A 15,489-nucleotide genomic window follows, 5' to 3' on the forward strand; every position below is an offset into this window, starting at 1 on the left:
CAATCATGTCATTTTGCGATTTTTCCGGAATTCCGATCAATTCTAAAAAAGAATCGTCTGGTTCCTTAATGGTTTTGATTACCTCATATGATTCCAGCTTTACCGAAATGGCCTCTTGCGTTTCTGGATCTCGATATTTTTTTATTTCGGATATAGAGTATGGATGGATTACTTTATCGTATTTTAACTTATCCAACCATCGAAAAAGGTGGCCAATACTATAATTGGAAACACGCTTGTTTTCTCTATGGATGATTATATTTGTGTCAAGCAAAGCTCTCATAATTTTGGGCCCCTTTCTATATAAGATAAGCAACTCGTAATATCAGTTTCATCAAAAAGCATATGATGAACATATAGATTACAATTTATGCTTGTAGCAATCTCATGTGCTTTTTCATGTTCTGCTTTTTGTAAAAGTAAAATTTGACTTTCAGAATACTCTTTTTTATCTCGCACCGATAAATTCTTTATAATTTGTGAAGACGAGGCTTCCAGCAAAAGTATGGTTTCTATTTCCAGATCATAGAACACACTACTCGGCAAAGTATCAACATTACCATTTATGTCAAATATGCAAAAATGTCCGGCAAGAATAATACTAGGGGTCGATTTCAGAAGTTGCTTGACTTGTGAGGCCAAAATATTCTGATTGGCATCTTTGTCTCTAACCACTTTATTTGCTCCATAAGTTTCACCGTTGACCGCACTAATGAGATCACCGGCAGAAAAATCAGGAATTTTTAATGCAGTTGACAATTCATTACATAATGTGCTTTTCCCTACACCATAAGTCCCGGCAACAAATATCGTCCCCATATGTATAACCCCCGTTTAACGATCCTTTATTGTATATATTTTACATCAAAATCAAGTTGGAGTCTATCGTGTTTTTGGCAAATATCTTGTGTTCGGGCCATGTTGGCCCGAAGTCGGGGCGGTCTGGACGGGCCGCCCTTTTTTCATAGAAGGGAGGGATGATTTCTGGCTACCACAACTTTGTTGCAGCGCCATGCGGGCGAAGGCGAAACGATTGCCGAGGCCATCCGGGATTGTCTGGACTATGGTAAAAACCCGGAAAAAACAGAAAGCGGAAAGTATATCTCCGCTTATGAGTGCGACCCTGCCACCGTGGCGGACGAGTTTCTTTTGGCGAAAGCCAGCTATGCCGCCATGACAGGCCGGGAACAGAAAAAGGCCAATGATGTGCTGTGCTATCAGATACGACAATCCTTCTATCCGGGGGAGATCACCCCGAAGGAGGCGAACCGTATCGGCTATGAGCTGGCTATGCGATGGACAAAGGGGCGGCACGCTTTTATCGTTACCACGCACACAGACCGCCAGCACATCCATTGTCACATCTATTACAACTCCACCACCCTTGACTGTACCCGGAAATTCCGAAACTTCTGGGGCTCCAGCTTCGCCCTCCGGCGGCTCTCCGACAGACTGTGCCTTGAAAACGGGCTGTCTATTGTAGAAAACCCGAAGACCCGGAGCAAGGGAAAATACCGGAACTATGGAGAGTGGCAGAAAGAACGGAAAGGCCCGCTTTCCTATCAGGACCGGCTGCGCCTTTCCATTGATACTGCGCTGGCAGAGCGCCCCGCCGATCTGGACGAATTTCTCGGCCTGATGAAACGGGCTGGATATGAAGTCAAGAAGGTTCGGGGCGGTGGTATCAGCTTCCGGCTGACCGGACAGGGGCAGGAACGCTTTACCCGTCTGCGGGCCTCTACGCTGGGGGACGGCTACGATCTGAAAAATGTTCTTGCTGCCATTGAGGGCAAAGAAAAACGCCCCGGACGCCCGGAGCGAAAAATCAGTCTGGCGGTGGATATTCAAGCAAAGCTGGCTGCCGGTAAGGGGCCGGGCTACGAGCGGTGGGCGAAGGTGTTCAACATCAAGCAAATGGCCGCCGCCCTCGCCTATATACAGGACAATGGCCTGACTGATTATGAGCAGTTGGCGCAGAAAGCCACCGAGGCAACCGACCATTTCCATGTACTTTTCGAGCAGATCAAGCATACGGAACAGGCCATGAAAACCAATGCCGGGCTAAAGGCCGCAACGGTTCAGTATGCCAAAACGCGCCCGGTCTTTGAGCAGTACAAGGCTGCAAAGTACAGCCGGAAATTCCTTGCGGAACATGAAGCGGATATTGAGCTGTACCGGGCGGCGCAAGCGGAAATGCGCCGTTTGCTGGGCGGGGCGAAGCTCCCGAAAATGGATGCGTTGAAGGAGGAAGGCCGTAAGCTCACGGCAAAGAAAAAGCGCCTTTATGGAGAGTATCAGAAAGCGCGCCGGGATATGCAGGAGATCGTCACCATCAAGGCAAATATTGATACTCTGCTGGGCTACACCGAGCCGGGCAGAAAGCAGGAAAAGGAGCGTTGAGGTTATGAAAACAAGGAGCAAAGCGACGCAAATACTTCGGGCCATGTTGGCCCGAAGATACGGGTTTGGGGCGAGCCCCAACAAGCAGCGTCCGGGCCTTTGTGGCCACGGAGGCATTGCTTGCCACTTAGCGGCAGCCCTCAAAATGGCATGAAAAAACGGAGGCTCTTACTCCTGAACCTCCGTTTCTCTGGCTTTCTTGAGCCCTTCGGCTGTGGCCTCCATAACAACAAGCTCTTTCTCATTCATCGAGCTTAAAAGCACATCAATATGCTTTCTGCAACTGTTCTCTCCACGCTGACCTTCTGTATAGAAAAACTGATCTACGGAAATGTCGAACAGAGTGACGAGTTTGAAAAACAGGTTGAAGCTGGGGTGCTGGCCTTTGTTCTCAATGTTCATAATGGTGCGGTCAGTCTTGCCGACCAGCTCCGCCACATAGGCTTGCGTCCAGCCCTTTTCCTCTCTGGCTTGTTTCAGAGCCAGCCCGAGCCCGTGAAAGTCAAACCTTCTTTCATCTTGGTTCATTCTCATATCACCCTATATCATTGTACATTTCGGGTCGGATTATGAGAATGTAATGAAATTTTATATAAAGGTCTATTTTATTTCGCTTTCTGCTTTCTAAGTTACTCCGGTAAGCTATTCTTGACTTTATTGTGTTTGTAGTGTATAGTGTGTATGTAGGAACATCACATTAAAACACGGGAGGAAAATACTTTGTGAAGATATTGATTTCTAATACTTCGGAAAATCCTCTATACCAGCAAATCAAAGACCAAATTAAAGATGCTATCTTAAAAGAGGAATTAGTCGAGGGTGATCCACTTCCATCTATTCGAGCCTTCGCAAACGATTTGTCTGTTAGCGTCTTAACCATACGGCGGGTTTATGAGGAACTGGAAAAAGAAGGTTTTGTCACAAGTCAAGTAGGAAAGGGTACTTTTGTATCAACCAGCAATATTGAACTATTGCGAGATTCTAAACGCCGCCTTGTGGAACAGAAAATGCAAGATATGATACAGACGGCGAAAACAATGGGAATTACCAAAGATGAATTAAATGCTATGATGGATATTCTGTACGAGGAGGATTGAAATGGACGATATTTTGAAAGTCACTGGCCTAAATAAATCGTATGACAATTTCAGTTTGAAGGATGTTTCCTTTACCCTGCCGGAAGGATGTATCACGGGATTTATTGGCGTTAACGGCGCAGGCAAAACAACTACTCTACGATCTATATTAGGGCTTACCAGTCGTATTTCTGGTCATATCAATTTTTTTGGTATGGACATTGAAAAAGATGCTCGTAAAATCAAAGATCGTATTGGCGTTGTCTTGGATGATGGCTGCTTTTATGACGAATTATCATTAGCTGAAATGAAAGATGTAATTGCCTCGGCATACTCTGCATGGAGTGAACGGGATTTCAAGGAATATTTGGAGCGGTTTGAACTCAGTCCAAAGCAGAAAATCAATACACTTTCTAAAGGCATGAAAATGAAATATGCTCTTGCACTGGCGCTTTCACATAATGCCGAATTGCTGATTATGGACGAGCCGACCAGTGGCCTTGATCCGCTTATCCGCGGACAACTTTTAACCATACTGACAGACTACATGAGCAATGGCGGCAAAGGTGTTTTTTTCTCAACGCATATTACATCCGATCTGGATAAGATTGCCGATATGCTTATTCTGATTGACAATGGACGCATTGTGTTTCAAGAGGAAAAAGATACCTTGCTGGATAGTTACCGTATCGTTAAAGGTGATATGCGTAAGATGGACGGAAATATCCGCAAGCTCTTCTTACGAATTTCTGAAACAGCTTATGGGTTTACTGGAATTACCCAAAGGGTGTCTGAGGTTCAGCAGTATATTCCAGACATTATTATTGAGCGTCCGACAATCGAGGATATTATGCTCGGCAATATTGAAGGAGGAAAAGAATAATGTTATTTCATTTGATAAAAAAAGATTTTTTGATTGTTAAGAAGTATGTTCTGATTGTGTTGGTAGCTTCTATTCTTATTCCGCCGGTCATGCGCTGGCGGACACCAGAGTTTGCTGGAACTTTTGGTTTTATCCTTTCCGTGATTTTTTCGGTTTTTATGCTGCTTCAATATGTATCTCTGAAAGAGTATCAATTTCCTAAAGCTACGACATTACTATGTGCCACGCCGTTCTCAAGGAGCATGATGGTATTATCAAAATACATTTTCTGTATTGCAATATATGTTGCGTGCTGCATCATTTTTGGAATTGAAACACTTCTTATCCCGGGGCTGGGTACATCTGGCATAGCATTGTTTATCCTTATGTTCTTTGTAACATCTGTTTTCATTGGGATTTACTTGCCAATTCAATATAAGCTGGGGTACGAGAAAACAAAATTTGCATTTGCCGTTATTATTGTTGCTTCACCGTTCATTCTCCCTATGCTTATGCGAATGGATACCGCCAACTTGGATTTTCTTGCTTCAATCCCCGCTTATTTTGTTTATAGCGGCGTTTTAGTGGGTGGCTTTATAATTTTGGTGCTGTCGTCTATGTTGTCTATAAAAATCTACAACGAAACTGATTTAGCATAAAGAAAGGTGGGACTATGAGAGATACTATTTTTCTCTATATCATTGCTATTTTGGCATTTGGCTTTGGTTTTATAAATTTCATTCAGTATTTGCTGAAAAGGAACCAAACAGCGCAGGTAGTTGGAACAATTATTTCAATTAAAACACTAAACCCTCAGAACTCAAAATTCCGCAATTCAAAATGGGCAACATTTTCATACAAAGTAAAAGGAAAAACCTATCAATCTCAAAACAGAATACAAGTACCTATGGCATCACAAGTTGGAACTACAATTTCTGTTCGTTATGACATCAATCATCCAGAAAAATTGTACAGCTTTTCTGTGTCAAGGATAGTTGTGTCATTTTTAATTGCTGTTGTCTGTGCTACATTGGCAATGTCTAATTTTATGTAAGGAGGAGGGAGTAACTATGCCACATTTTCCGGGCTGGTTTGTAGCAATATGTATTTTGCTTCCTGTCGCAAATGCAATATACAGAGCATGGAAGAACAATAAGAAAAAGTAGATAAGATGGTGATACATTGCATGAAATTCAATGGGTACTATGCCCTATGTGCCATAATAAAACACGGCTAAAGATCCGCGGGGATACGGTGCTAATAAATTTCCCCCTGTATTGCCCCAAATGTAAGCAAGAAACACTTATTACTGCACATCACATGAATATAACAGTTATCAAAGAGCCAGACGCACAGACGCAGAGCCGATAACAGACAAAGTAGCCTTGTCTGTTGTCGGCTTTCTTTATTTCATATATTGATATATCAAAAAGCCTGCCCCGCCCAACGGGGAAAGAAAAAAACGCTGCGGGGCAGGCTGATATTGTGCGCTCATTCTACATATCCCAGCGGCGACTTTGAACACTCAAGGCCGCCGCTCTTATTTTATCTAAAGGAGTGTGTAAGATTGGCGGCCCTGGGAGGGAGCCGCCATGTCTATTTTATTCTTTTGCGGGTCAGTTGACCTAATCCAGCTAAAAAAAGTATAGCTCCGTCTCCGGGTTATTCCGGCTATGTATGCGAAATTTGTTGGAACCTTAACTGTCATATCATTTCATGCGCCCGAGTGGCTTTGTGCCGCCCGGGCGCTTTTGCGTTCTTATGGGGCAGCTTCGGGCCAACATGGCCCGAAGTCATTCCCCGGTGCCGCTCACCGCCGCCTTCGTTTCGGTCACTTGTCAACCACCAACCGAAACGGAGGTCAATATGGCTATTATCAATCTGCGGGACTATTACCCGTTTTATACATCGGATTGCTTCATGGAAGTATCGGACGAGGTTGCTGAAATGTTCAAAGAATTTGACCGCAAGGAGGCTGCTTACCGGCTGCGTACATACCGCCATAAAGCCTACTATTCCCTTGATCGGGATGATGGGCTGGAGCATGAGGCTGTCTTTGTCGCACTTTCGCCCCATGAGCTGTACGAGCGGAAAGTCACTATGCAAGAGCTTCACGCTGCTATTGCCAGCCTGCCGGATAAACAGGCAAAACGGATTTACGCCCACTTCATTCTTGGCATGACGAAACAGGATATTGCCCGGGCAGAAGGAGTCCATGAGAAAGTAGTCCGTGTGGCAATCGAGCGCGGTCTGCGGCACTTGGAAAAAATTTTGAAAAAATCTCTGTGAGGTGTACCGATTTAGGCCCAAAAATGAAATGGCTTATGAGAGGCAAAACACTTCGGGTCAAGGTGGACCGAGGTTCGGACAAGCCCTCATGCAAATCGAAAACTGAATAAAAAGGCACCCGGATACGAAGGGAAATGCGCTGTGTGACAGGCCCGCCATGACCTCTGCTTTTGGAGAATACAGTCTCTATAAAACAGGGCGAGCGATCAGGCTCATGCCATAGGTGGGGCAAGGCTGGCTCCACCGGAACAGGTGCATAACCCGGATACTTGCGTTTAGTCACAGTCCGAGCGTTGAAGCGGCCTTGCAAGCCGTGAGCCGTCGCAGGCAATGAGAACGCCTTGCCATCAGAATGGGGAGAGTTGAAATACTATGGGGCAGAAAGTCTATGCCCGTCCGATGTGCCTGTGATGTAGTAAAAACCTGTGGGGAGCCCTCCGGCAATGCTGTCTGATGATAGGCCAACCAATCCGGCGAGGCTTCCCATCTTTTTCTCAAAGGAGTTTCTTATGGAAAATGCGTTTGGGATGTTTCCCGGTTTTGAGCCGGATGAATGGAGCAACGACGCCTGCCGCGGCTATGTCATCATGGCAATGGAGGACTGCGGCTTTTCAAAGAAGGATATTCGTCGTGTTGTGGGACAGCTTTATGAAGTCTTTGATCTCAACAGTGTGGAGGACGCTAAACAGAAATTTCACTCCAGTCCGTACTGACCTCGGGCCACATCGGCCCGAAGTGGAGAAAGCTCAAAGGGCGGCACCTGCGGGTGCCGTCTTTTGACATTTCCCCACAGGACAAGAGGGAAACGCTGGCAAGTACACCCATTCTGAAAAGGAGGTTTCCAATGACACAGGCTGTCACATATCAACGAGAAACAAAGTCTGTACCCTTTCAAGGGAAAACCATTGTGCTGGAAAGCCTCACGCCGGTACTTTCCCCGAAGGAGAAGGAACAGCGCAAAAAAGAAATTGAACGCCGTCTTTACGAGGTGTTCAGTAAGTACGGGGACAGGTTTCACTAACCATTCGCAACATTGTTGTCCGGGGCTGCTGATAGTATAATATAGTTGTAAGGTTGGTAGCTCCATTCCAACAAGGAAAGGAGCCCAATATGGAATTTATCAGAGAAGATTGCATTTATGCGAGACAGTCAGTAGACCGCAAGGACAGTATCAGCATTGAAAGTCAGATTGACTTCTGCAAGTATGAATTGAAAGGTGGGAGCTGCCGGGTATTTAAGGACAAAGGCTATTCCGGCAAGAATACCGACAGGCCGGAGTTTCAAAAGCTGCTGGGCGAGATCCGCAAGGGAAAGGTTCGGCGGGTCATCGTGTACAAGCTGGACCGAATAAGCCGCTCTATTCTGGACTTTGCAAATATGATGGAGCTGTTTCAAGAGTACGATGTAGAGTTTGTATCATCCACGGAAAAGTTTGATACCTCGACCCCGATGGGACGGGCTATGCTGAATATCTGCATTGTATTCGCCCAGCTTGAACGTGAGACAATCCAGAAGCGCGTCACGGACGCCTACTATTCCCGGTGCCTGAAAGGCTTCCACATGAGCGGGCAGGCTCCATACGGCTATCAGTTGGAGCCCACCGTGGTAGAGGGTATCCGTACAAAAAAGATGGTTGCCGACCCCGTAGCCGCCGACCATGTACGGCTGATGTTTGAGATGTACGCCGAGCCGGAAACCTCTTTCGGAGACATTACCCGCTACTTTGAAGAACAGGGTATCAAGATTTACGAAAAGTCAATGGTTCGGAGTTTCCTTTCCCAGCTTTTACGGAACCCTGTTTACGCACAGGCCGACTTGGAACTGTACGAGTTTTTCAAGAGCCAGGGCGCGGCGATTGTCAATGACGCTTCCGATTTTGCCGGAACAAACGGCTGCTATCTCTATCAGGGGCGGGATGTGAAGGAGGACAAGGACAGGTGCCTAAAAGACCAGATACTTGTTATCGCTCCCCATGAAGCATTGATCCCCTCGGACACATGGCTGAAATGCCGGAAAAAGCTCATGGCAAATACCACTTTCCAGCAGGGGCGGAAACCGAAAAACACTTGGCTGGCCGGAAAGATCAAATGCGGGCATTGTGGGTATGCGCTGAAAGCCACCCATGTACCAAACAGCACAGGCTATTTCCGCTGCACCAAACGGACGGAAAACAAAGGTTGTCCGGGCTGCGGGAAAATCCGCAAAGAAGAATTTGAGCAATTTATTTTCTCGGCCATGCAGGAGAAGTTCAAAGATTTTCAGATACTCCACGGCAAAGAGGAAAAGGTCAATCCGAAGCTGACAGCCTATCAAGTAGAGCTGGCACAGGTGGAGGCAGAAATTGAAAAACTGCTGGACACGCTGACCGGAGCCAATGCGACCTTGCTTGCCTACGCCAACAAGAAAATCGAAGAACTGGACACCCGCCGTCAGACCATTTCAAAAGCCATAGCCGATTTGAGCGTCGAAACCATATCGCCCCAGCAGATAAAGAAACTGTCCTATTATCTCGACAACTGGCAGAGCATAGATTTTGACGACAAAAGAAAAGCCGCCGATGGCTTGATTTCTACAATCAAGGCCACCAGCGACCGTGTTCAGATAGAGTGGAAAATCTGACATTTCCGCTCTATCGTCCCTCATTTCTATTTTATCTCGTTTGTACCCCTTGTACACCGACGCTTATAATCGTTGCTGGACTACACCTGAAGGCAAGAGAAGAAAGTTAATAACTGCTTAAATAAAACAAAGCGCCTGGGGCGGATTTGCGATCCGCCTCAGGCTTCTTTTGGTTCAGTGCAGTCTCTCAGTGTTGGTAGACATCTCTTCTGTGCCCCACAGAGAGGGCAAGAATAATTAATTTATCATCCTCAATTTCACAAATGAGTCGATAGTCTCCGATTCGGTATCGCCACTGACCACTTCTATTCGCGGTTAAGCCCTTCCCATGCAACCGAGGGTCTGCACAATCCACTAGGTTTTTTTCAATCCAGGCTTTCAGCATTCGCTGTGTATAACGGTCTAGTTTCTTGAATTCTCGGTCAAAACGAGAGGTTGTTCGGACGGAATATTTCACAAGTCCAGCTCCTCCCACAGAGCAGAGATGGGCCTGCTTTGCATCCCTCCCTCAACGTACTCACGGTGTGCAGTATCGGCAACTGCTGTGTCATATTCCTCTTGGATTTTTTCGAAAAGAGCGGTTTTGAACGCTTCCCCCAAGGACATGGAGTGAAGTTTGGCATAGCTTTCCGCCAAGGATTTTTCTTCCGCTGTCAGTCTGATGGAAAAACTCATAGGCTCAACTCCTTTCGTAATACATTGTACTACAATTATGCGGTTCCGTCAACTTAGGAGAAGCTACCGACATACGATGGACAAAAGAGAAGAAGAATAGAACTAAGCCGATGTCGGGCATGGTGTCCGACATCGGCTTAATTCTATTCTTGTAAGGACCTTAGCGTGCTTGGCCCCGATGGTGTTTGCGTTCAGCTCGCTGGATTTGCTTTTCCCAGGTCTTTGCCGTTTGTGCTCTAAGAAAGTCACACAAAGGGCCTAACTCTTGGTGAGTATCCCAGGCTTCCAGGGCTTGATAGTATGCCTTGCGATCCTCTTCGTGAATAACAATGGGAGGGTGACCGTGCAACACGAGAAAGTAGTTCATGGCCAGCCGACCCGTTCGCCCATTTCCATCTGCAAAGGGGTGAATGTTTTCAAATTTGGCATGAAAGTAGGCAGCGGCCGTCAGGGCGTTGGCATCAGAGATGTCCTGGAGCTCATCCAGTAGCTCCGACACTTCATCAGCAACATCTTCAGGAGCAGCTCCAACTTCTTCTTTCCCTGTCACATTGTCATGGTATTTGTATTCTCCGGGCCGTTCGCCGAGCTGATAACGCCTTGGGTCATAGGTACCCTTGGTTAGCAGCTGTTGTAGTGCCTTGATAAAACCTTCGTTCAACGGCGTCCGTTGATGGAAAGACTGAAGGAAAAACTCATTGGCGTCTTTGGAATTCTTGATTTCAAAGAGGGTGCGGAGATCGCCAGTATAGGAGGAGACACCATCTCGCTCAAAGATATCCCGGGTGTCGTGATAGGTGATGTTGTCGTTTTCAATTTTACCGGAATTGTAAGCAAAGGTAATGCTGTGGCCATTTAGGGCTTCTGCAAGTTCTGCATCTGTAGAGACATTTCGCAGTTGCCATAAGTGTACAGCTTTCTCGTAGTTGTTCATAGAGTACACCTTTTTCGCATGTATTTGTCGTCATTGTACCATGAGTTTATAGGATGGGCAAGAACGCTACCTCTCGGATTTGAGAGACAGCGTTCTTTTATGCCTGTTTTATCGTTCCAGGGACGTTTTTTTTCGCTCCGGGAGCTTAATGCGGAACATCCTGCAATAGTCCCTTTGAGCCTCTAATTCGCACTCGCAGATCAGATTGACAAAAGAAGCATCACTGGGGTTCTGACGCCTTTGAGCCTGCTGGAGCGATGTGATATAGCTGTGGCGCAGAATTGGGGGAATAGACACCAGACAGTATCCCTTGTTCACCAAAATGAGATTCATGAGCAGACGGGCAGTGCGTCCATTCCCGTCCTGGAAGGGATGAATGTCAACCAGTCGCCGGTGTGCGTAGGCAGCCAGCAGTACCGGGTGCATGGTGTCTTTTCGACTGTTGAGATCATCTACCAAGCTGGCCATCTGGGTGGGGACTTCTTCGGCAGATGGAGGAACGTACTCTGTTCCTGAGATGAAGACCTGGCCGCTACGGTATCTCCCGGCGTGGTCTGGATCAATGCTACCGTAGAACAGGCCATGCAAATGAAGAATATCTGTCTCATGAAATTGCAGAGGTCCACCTCTGGCAATCTCCAGCATGTAGTCGTAGGCCCGAGCATGTCCTGTGGCTTCATAGCAGTCCCGAATGGGCTTACCTCCCGCCGTGATGCCATCCTCCAGAAGCACCTTTGTTTCAGTCAATGTTAGAGAATTTCCTTCCAGCGCATTCGAGGTGTAGGTGGTGCTGATCCGTAAGTAGGCATCCAGTTCCTTCACTTCATCTGGGGACAAAGGCCGATGCTCCCTAATTGATTTTGCGTATAGGTCAATTTTATCCAAAAGGGCTTTGTTTGTCACGGAATCACCCGCCTTTACTTTCTTTTTCATAATTGTAACATACTTTTCACGCAAATACCACGCTTGTTCAGTGGATATTTCTTGTTCGACCTCTGTGGAGTTAATAGTAACCCACACCACGAACTGTACAGGGCTCGTTTTGTCACCGGGCGTAGTGATAACGCCAGCGGTCATATTCCGCTCTGGTAATCTCACCGCGCCTGAGTTGATCGGAAACTTGCTTCCATGCAAGCAGGATCTCATTCAGCTGTTTTGCCTCTCTGTTTTTGAGTGGATTAACCTGAAGGTAGGCAGCTCCGTTATGCTCATAGATCTCCAGCCCATATCTATCTTCTAGGGAAAACAGTGTGTGCATCAGTTCAACTGGAGAGTCGATGTCTGGAACTGACAACGCAGTAGGGGCAACATCCAGTGTCTGTGCGATTTTGTCTAACAGATCCTGCCTGGGAACACGATAGTCGGTTTCGTACTGTGCGATTCTATTATCTGCGCCCTTTTCAGGAAAGCCCAAAGCGATGCCAAGTTCCTTTTGTGGCATACCACGAAAGATGCGTATTTTCTTTATTTTCTCTCCTGTTGTCATGGAATTTCCCCTTATAAAGTCGTAAAGAAAATTACTTGCTTTTTTCTTTAATTTTGCATATACTGAACGTAGGAAGGGAGTGTTGTATATGGCGCACACGGTCAATGTTAATTTTAAGCTGGACGAAGATGTGAAAAAAAGAATGGAGCGAGCCTGTGCCGAGATGGGCCTTTCCATGAGTGCAGCCTTTACGATATTTGCAAAGAAGGTTGGCAGAGAGTGCCGTATCCCATTTGAGGTTTCAGCTGATCCATTTTATTCGGAAAGCAATCTCCGGCACTTGGAGAGTGTCATGCAGGACGTCAAGGCGGGCAAGGCCCACTTTGCTGAGCATGATTTGCATGAGGTGGATTGATGAGATTGCTGTGGGAGGATCGAGCGTGGAGCGACTATCTGTATTGGCAGACACAGGACAAAAAGACTCTGAAACGGATCAATGCACTGATAAAAGATATTCAGAGGAGCCCTTATGAGGGAATCGGAAAGCCGGAGCCGCTGCGGGGCAACCTAAGTGGCTTGTGGAGTCGCCGCATTGATGAAACCAATCGCATCGTTTACTTTGAGCAGGAAGAGGTCGTGTATATTATCTCCTGCCTGGGACATTATGACGATTAGTGAGTATCAAAAATGAATAGGGGAAAAGGAGAGCTGTCCATTGAGGGCCAGCTCTCCTTATTGATTTTGCGTATAGGTCAATTTTATCCAAAAGGGCTTTGTTTGTCACGGAATCACCCGCCTTCACTTTTATTTTTATAATTGTAACATACTCTCTAGATATGGACAACGGGGTACATTCCTTGTAATCATAACCAAGAGATGGTAAAATAAATCTGCAAGCTTAGGATAGAGCCTGGAATGATGCAGGAGAGAGGAGTGTTGCGCATGCATGTATTGCTGGATGTTCCCTATCAAGAGAAGGACCTTGCGAAAAAAAGAGGGGCTAGATGGAATCCACAGCTCAAATCATGGTATGTAGATGATCTGACCAAAGTTGGAGCAGTTTCAGAATGGATTGGGAACGATAATATCGTATGCGAAAATCTGTACATTCTTACAAAAGAACATACATGCTGGAAATGTGGGAGAAATCTTGATGTTGTGTTGCTGGCAACTGACAACAGCTGTTCGGTGGATGACGGTTATCAACGCAATCAAAATCTGCAAATATTGACTTATGTAAAAAGGATGCCCCAAGGACTGGAAGAATACATGAAACAGCTGTTATACTATCCAGAATACTCCGTGCGAGCAAAAACAAGGTATTTTTTAAACCATTGTAGTGCGTGTAAAAGTAGCCAGGGCGATAATTTTTTACATGAGGTCCCAAAACAATCCTTTTACAGTAGGCTGTGTTATAGGTCTGAGCCTCCGATTAGGTATGCAAGAATCCAGAACACAAGATGTGTACGGCTACAAGCTAATTTGCCCTACTACGATGAATTTTGCTCTTCTATGGAACTTTTGATGCACCATATGCGGACAGGGAGTGAAAATAGGGCTAGCATGCGGGTGAGTCAGAAGTTGATAAACAAACTGTTTCAATGCAGTACAAAAGAGGAGGACATATACATTCCGGGATTGTAGAGCTGTTTCGTGAATGTTCCCATAAAAAGCGTAGAAGGAGTGCCGCCTACCGGGGGGGCACTCCTTTTTTGCGCTTTGACTATCCCTCAGACGTCATTGCGCTGCTGGAGTCGTCGCTGGTGATATTGGAAGCAGATGAGTCCTTGTTGGGTGCAAGTCCGGAGAGGATTTTTTTATATTCTGCCTCTAACTCATCAAGGAACTTCTCAGATGTTGGATTATCTCTGGCAGCTAAAATTGCGTAGGCAAAGTCCATTACAAGCATACGTTGTTCTGCGGATAACTTTCACGATATGAGCTACAAGCCTCAAATTGTGCTCAATGAGTTTGTCCCGGGCGTCGCTGTCTCCCTGGGCCATGCGTTTTAAGCAGTTCTGTTCCTCCTCCCGGGTCAGGGCCCGGGGGAAGGACCCGGTGTTGTTGGCCAGCCGCAGGGTGAAAAAGAGTCCGTTGAGCATTAACAAGAGCCATGCCGTCCGCATGGTCACCACCTCCATGGGGAAGTGTATGCATGGGCGGCGTGTCCCTATGGCTGGGGATGGGGAAAACTAGAAAATGTGGAGATTGGAGGCTTTGAAATGAATTGATGAATGTGGGAAGATGTGGTAGGATGGGAAATGAAATTTGCTATGCATCACTCAAAGCATCGCTCATGGAAGTAGATAAATAATGGATGAAATGAGTGATGAATCTCTTTAAGTCAAGATGAATTTTGATAGACTGTTATATCATTCTTCTTAGTGAAATTCTGGAGGTAAATTGTGATTACAAAAATATTGAATCATTTAGATGATATCGTTAAAATCATTGAGGCATTGTTTTATGTTTCGACGGGTACAGTTGCCGTATTGACGTTTTTAAGTGCGCGAAAAACAATTCTTCAACCAATGAAAACGGAGGTTTTCAAAAATCAAGTTGAAGTTTTCACATCTATCATGAAACTTTTTAATGGTAAAACAGAATCTGAAATTCGCCATGCATTTGACTTTGATGAAATGCTTAGAGCCAATATTTTTAAGCTGTTGGATGACTATTTAGAAACCTTTTATAATGTCACTTTCGACTACAATGAGCGTCCATACAATAAAAAAGCTTGCCCATGTTCTATACTTACCTCTGAGTTTGCCGAACGATATTTAGTGGCCCCTGATTTGTCTTCTGAAAATGAAAGTGTAGAAAAGGATCCACCTTCTATGTCGAAGATGGAAGTTTGGAATAATTATATTTATGGAGAAATTTGTCAAACTGTCTCTAATACAAAAATGCTTGCACAAATAGATGAGATTATGAAATCCCTGTTTCTTACAAGCGAAAGTATCCGACTTCTTTCGGAAATTAAAAAAATAGTCTTGGATAATATATTAACAATAGGAACCGTTCTTACTGATGTGGCAAGAGAGTTGCCGACGAAATGTCCAAATATCAATGATTTGAAAAAAAGAGATACTATGGTTTCAATTGCAAATGAATATAATAAAAAGTTTATTTGCATTGAACCTTATTGTGATAAACTAACTAAATATTTGAGGAGTTATTTCAAAGTTGAGTCAATAATGACGTGAAC

General features: G+C 45.4%; 22 protein-coding genes and 1 pseudogene. 14 read left to right on the forward strand and 9 right to left on the reverse strand.

Annotated features, from left to right (window positions below; all coding sequences use genetic code 11):
* Together B5F12_RS11995 and B5F12_RS04740 are read right to left on the reverse strand one after the other, a co-directional pair.
* Positions 1–283: pseudogene (locus B5F12_RS11995) on the reverse strand (hypothetical protein); the annotation flags it as partial.
* Complete coding sequence (locus B5F12_RS04740) at positions 280–819, reverse strand: ATP-binding protein (RefSeq protein ID WP_087231090.1); 540 nt, start codon at positions 817–819, stop codon at positions 280–282. The gene B5F12_RS04740 and the pseudogene B5F12_RS11995, both read right to left, overlap by 4 nt.
* A 165-nt stretch (positions 820–984) precedes the next feature.
* On the opposite strand from B5F12_RS04740, the gene B5F12_RS04745 reads away from it, so the two are divergent.
* Entirely contained in the window at positions 985–2,400 is a 1,416-nt protein-coding gene (locus tag B5F12_RS04745) for a relaxase/mobilization nuclease domain-containing protein (RefSeq protein ID WP_087231093.1), read from the forward strand.
* A 168-nt stretch (positions 2,401–2,568) separates the two neighbouring features.
* Here the strand turns inward: B5F12_RS04745 and B5F12_RS04750 are convergent, their stop codons facing one another.
* Positions 2,569–2,934 carry a helix-turn-helix domain-containing protein gene (locus B5F12_RS04750; RefSeq protein ID WP_180963101.1) on the reverse strand — a complete coding sequence of 122 codons (366 nt, stop codon included), beginning with the start codon at positions 2,932–2,934 and terminating at the stop codon, positions 2,569–2,571.
* 188 nt (positions 2,935–3,122) lie between these two features.
* On the opposite strand from B5F12_RS04750, the gene B5F12_RS04755 reads away from it, so the two are divergent.
* The 9 genes from B5F12_RS04755 to B5F12_RS04790 all read left to right on the forward strand — a co-directional run bounded on the left by B5F12_RS04755 (position 3,123) and on the right by B5F12_RS04790 (position 9,246).
* Entirely contained in the window at positions 3,123–3,497 is a 375-nt protein-coding gene (locus B5F12_RS04755) for a GntR family transcriptional regulator (protein WP_087231096.1), read from the forward strand.
* 1 nt (position 3,498) lies between these two features.
* Positions 3,499–4,359 carry an ABC transporter ATP-binding protein gene (locus B5F12_RS04760; protein ID WP_087231099.1) on the forward strand — a complete coding sequence of 287 codons (861 nt, stop codon included), beginning with the start codon at positions 3,499–3,501 and terminating at the stop codon, positions 4,357–4,359.
* Entirely contained in the window at positions 4,359–4,997 is a 639-nt protein-coding gene (locus B5F12_RS04765; protein WP_242954896.1) for an ABC-2 transporter permease, read from the forward strand. Before B5F12_RS04760 ends, B5F12_RS04765 begins: the two co-directional genes overlap by 1 nt.
* A gap of 14 nt (positions 4,998–5,011) precedes the next feature.
* A complete protein-coding gene (locus B5F12_RS04770; RefSeq protein ID WP_087231105.1) occupies positions 5,012–5,392 on the forward strand; it encodes a DUF3592 domain-containing protein in 381 nt (126 codons plus the stop codon).
* 128 nt (positions 5,393–5,520) lie between these two features.
* Positions 5,521–5,709 (forward strand): cysteine-rich KTR domain-containing protein, encoded by a 189-nt coding sequence (locus B5F12_RS04775; RefSeq protein WP_087231108.1) that lies wholly within the window; start codon positions 5,521–5,523, stop codon positions 5,707–5,709.
* Positions 5,710–6,204: 495 nt separating this feature from the next.
* Positions 6,205–6,627 (forward strand): sigma factor-like helix-turn-helix DNA-binding protein, encoded by a 423-nt coding sequence (locus B5F12_RS04780; protein ID WP_154465486.1) that lies wholly within the window; start codon positions 6,205–6,207, stop codon positions 6,625–6,627.
* A gap of 509 nt (positions 6,628–7,136) precedes the next feature.
* Positions 7,137–7,340: a hypothetical protein gene (locus tag B5F12_RS04785; protein WP_021419835.1), complete on the forward strand. Its 204-nt coding sequence runs from the start codon at positions 7,137–7,139 to the stop codon at positions 7,338–7,340.
* Positions 7,341–7,471: 131 nt separating this feature from the next.
* Entirely contained in the window at positions 7,472–7,648 is a 177-nt protein-coding gene (locus tag B5F12_RS12000; RefSeq protein WP_021419834.1) for a hypothetical protein, read from the forward strand.
* A gap of 89 nt (positions 7,649–7,737) precedes the next feature.
* Positions 7,738–9,246: a recombinase family protein gene (locus tag B5F12_RS04790; RefSeq protein ID WP_087231114.1), complete on the forward strand. Its 1,509-nt coding sequence runs from the start codon at positions 7,738–7,740 to the stop codon at positions 9,244–9,246.
* A 187-nt stretch (positions 9,247–9,433) separates the two neighbouring features.
* On the opposite strand, the gene B5F12_RS04795 is transcribed toward B5F12_RS04790, so the two are convergent.
* From B5F12_RS04795 to B5F12_RS04815, 5 genes are all read right to left on the reverse strand, one after another.
* Positions 9,434–9,703, reverse strand: coding sequence for a type II toxin-antitoxin system RelE/ParE family toxin (locus B5F12_RS04795; RefSeq protein ID WP_087231117.1), 270 nt, complete (start codon positions 9,701–9,703; stop codon positions 9,434–9,436).
* Entirely contained in the window at positions 9,700–9,921 is a 222-nt protein-coding gene (locus tag B5F12_RS04800; RefSeq protein ID WP_087231120.1) for a DUF6290 family protein, read from the reverse strand. Before B5F12_RS04800 ends, B5F12_RS04795 begins: the two co-directional genes overlap by 4 nt.
* A 160-nt stretch (positions 9,922–10,081) precedes the next feature.
* Complete coding sequence (locus B5F12_RS04805; protein WP_087231123.1) at positions 10,082–10,855, reverse strand: Fic family protein; 774 nt, start codon at positions 10,853–10,855, stop codon at positions 10,082–10,084.
* 108 nt (positions 10,856–10,963) lie between these two features.
* Positions 10,964–11,788 carry a Fic family protein gene (locus tag B5F12_RS04810; protein ID WP_242954897.1) on the reverse strand — a complete coding sequence of 275 codons (825 nt, stop codon included), beginning with the start codon at positions 11,786–11,788 and terminating at the stop codon, positions 10,964–10,966.
* Positions 11,789–11,900: 112 nt separating this feature from the next.
* The gene (locus B5F12_RS04815) at positions 11,901–12,341 is read right to left on the reverse strand and encodes a helix-turn-helix transcriptional regulator (RefSeq protein WP_087231126.1); all 441 of its coding nucleotides are present in this window, start codon (positions 12,339–12,341) and stop codon (positions 11,901–11,903) included.
* 88 nt (positions 12,342–12,429) lie between these two features.
* On the opposite strand from B5F12_RS04815, the gene B5F12_RS04820 reads away from it, so the two are divergent.
* The 3 genes from B5F12_RS04820 (at position 12,430) to B5F12_RS04830 (ending at position 13,925) form a co-directional block, all read left to right on the forward strand.
* Positions 12,430–12,696 carry a type II toxin-antitoxin system RelB/DinJ family antitoxin gene (locus tag B5F12_RS04820; protein ID WP_087231130.1) on the forward strand — a complete coding sequence of 89 codons (267 nt, stop codon included), beginning with the start codon at positions 12,430–12,432 and terminating at the stop codon, positions 12,694–12,696.
* Positions 12,696–12,956 carry a Txe/YoeB family addiction module toxin gene (locus B5F12_RS04825; protein ID WP_087231133.1) on the forward strand — a complete coding sequence of 87 codons (261 nt, stop codon included), beginning with the start codon at positions 12,696–12,698 and terminating at the stop codon, positions 12,954–12,956. Before B5F12_RS04820 ends, B5F12_RS04825 begins: the two co-directional genes overlap by 1 nt.
* 267 nt (positions 12,957–13,223) lie before the next feature.
* Positions 13,224–13,925 carry a DUF5710 domain-containing protein gene (locus tag B5F12_RS04830; protein ID WP_087231136.1) on the forward strand — a complete coding sequence of 234 codons (702 nt, stop codon included), beginning with the start codon at positions 13,224–13,226 and terminating at the stop codon, positions 13,923–13,925.
* Between the two features lie 218 nt (positions 13,926–14,143).
* On the opposite strand, the gene B5F12_RS04835 is transcribed toward B5F12_RS04830, so the two are convergent.
* Entirely contained in the window at positions 14,144–14,407 is a 264-nt protein-coding gene (locus B5F12_RS04835; RefSeq protein WP_204210589.1) for a sporulation sigma factor SigK, read from the reverse strand.
* A gap of 279 nt (positions 14,408–14,686) precedes the next feature.
* Here B5F12_RS04835 and B5F12_RS04840 point away from each other — a divergent pair, with 279 nt between their 5' ends.
* Complete coding sequence (locus B5F12_RS04840) at positions 14,687–15,487, forward strand: hypothetical protein (protein ID WP_087231139.1); 801 nt, start codon at positions 14,687–14,689, stop codon at positions 15,485–15,487.
* Positions 15,488–15,489 lie beyond the last annotated feature (2 nt).

This window comes from Pseudoflavonifractor sp. An176 (assembly GCF_002160435.1).
GTDB classification, from domain to species: Bacteria; Bacillota; Clostridia; order Oscillospirales; family Oscillospiraceae; genus Enterenecus; species Enterenecus faecium.

Excerpts from the sequence above, each read along its gene's own strand:
- B5F12_RS04740 (WP_087231090.1), bottom strand. The coding sequence starts at position 819 with ATGGGGACGATATTTGTTGCCGGGACTTATGGTGTAGGGAAAAGCACA.
- B5F12_RS04750 (WP_180963101.1), bottom strand. The coding sequence starts at position 2,934 with ATGAGAATGAACCAAGATGAAAGAAGGTTTGACTTTCACGGGCTCGGG.
- B5F12_RS04760 (WP_087231099.1), top strand. The coding sequence starts at position 3,499 with ATGGACGATATTTTGAAAGTCACTGGCCTAAATAAATCGTATGACAAT.
- B5F12_RS04765 (WP_242954896.1), top strand. The coding sequence starts at position 4,359 with ATGTTATTTCATTTGATAAAAAAAGATTTTTTGATTGTTAAGAAGTAT.
- B5F12_RS04770 (WP_087231105.1), top strand. The coding sequence starts at position 5,012 with ATGAGAGATACTATTTTTCTCTATATCATTGCTATTTTGGCATTTGGC.
- B5F12_RS04780 (WP_154465486.1), top strand. The coding sequence starts at position 6,205 with ATGGCTATTATCAATCTGCGGGACTATTACCCGTTTTATACATCGGAT.
- B5F12_RS04785 (WP_021419835.1), top strand. The coding sequence starts at position 7,137 with ATGGAAAATGCGTTTGGGATGTTTCCCGGTTTTGAGCCGGATGAATGG.
- B5F12_RS12000 (WP_021419834.1), top strand. The coding sequence starts at position 7,472 with ATGACACAGGCTGTCACATATCAACGAGAAACAAAGTCTGTACCCTTT.
- B5F12_RS04790 (WP_087231114.1), top strand. The coding sequence starts at position 7,738 with ATGGAATTTATCAGAGAAGATTGCATTTATGCGAGACAGTCAGTAGAC.
- B5F12_RS04800 (WP_087231120.1), bottom strand. The coding sequence starts at position 9,921 with ATGAGTTTTTCCATCAGACTGACAGCGGAAGAAAAATCCTTGGCGGAA.
- B5F12_RS04805 (WP_087231123.1), bottom strand. The coding sequence starts at position 10,855 with ATGAACAACTACGAGAAAGCTGTACACTTATGGCAACTGCGAAATGTC.
- B5F12_RS04810 (WP_242954897.1), bottom strand. The coding sequence starts at position 11,788 with ATGAAAAAGAAAGTAAAGGCGGGTGATTCCGTGACAAACAAAGCCCTT.
- B5F12_RS04815 (WP_087231126.1), bottom strand. The coding sequence starts at position 12,341 with ATGACAACAGGAGAGAAAATAAAGAAAATACGCATCTTTCGTGGTATG.
- B5F12_RS04820 (WP_087231130.1), top strand. The coding sequence starts at position 12,430 with ATGGCGCACACGGTCAATGTTAATTTTAAGCTGGACGAAGATGTGAAA.
- B5F12_RS04825 (WP_087231133.1), top strand. The coding sequence starts at position 12,696 with ATGAGATTGCTGTGGGAGGATCGAGCGTGGAGCGACTATCTGTATTGG.
- B5F12_RS04830 (WP_087231136.1), top strand. The coding sequence starts at position 13,224 with ATGCATGTATTGCTGGATGTTCCCTATCAAGAGAAGGACCTTGCGAAA.
- B5F12_RS04835 (WP_204210589.1), bottom strand. The coding sequence starts at position 14,407 with ATGCGGACGGCATGGCTCTTGTTAATGCTCAACGGACTCTTTTTCACC.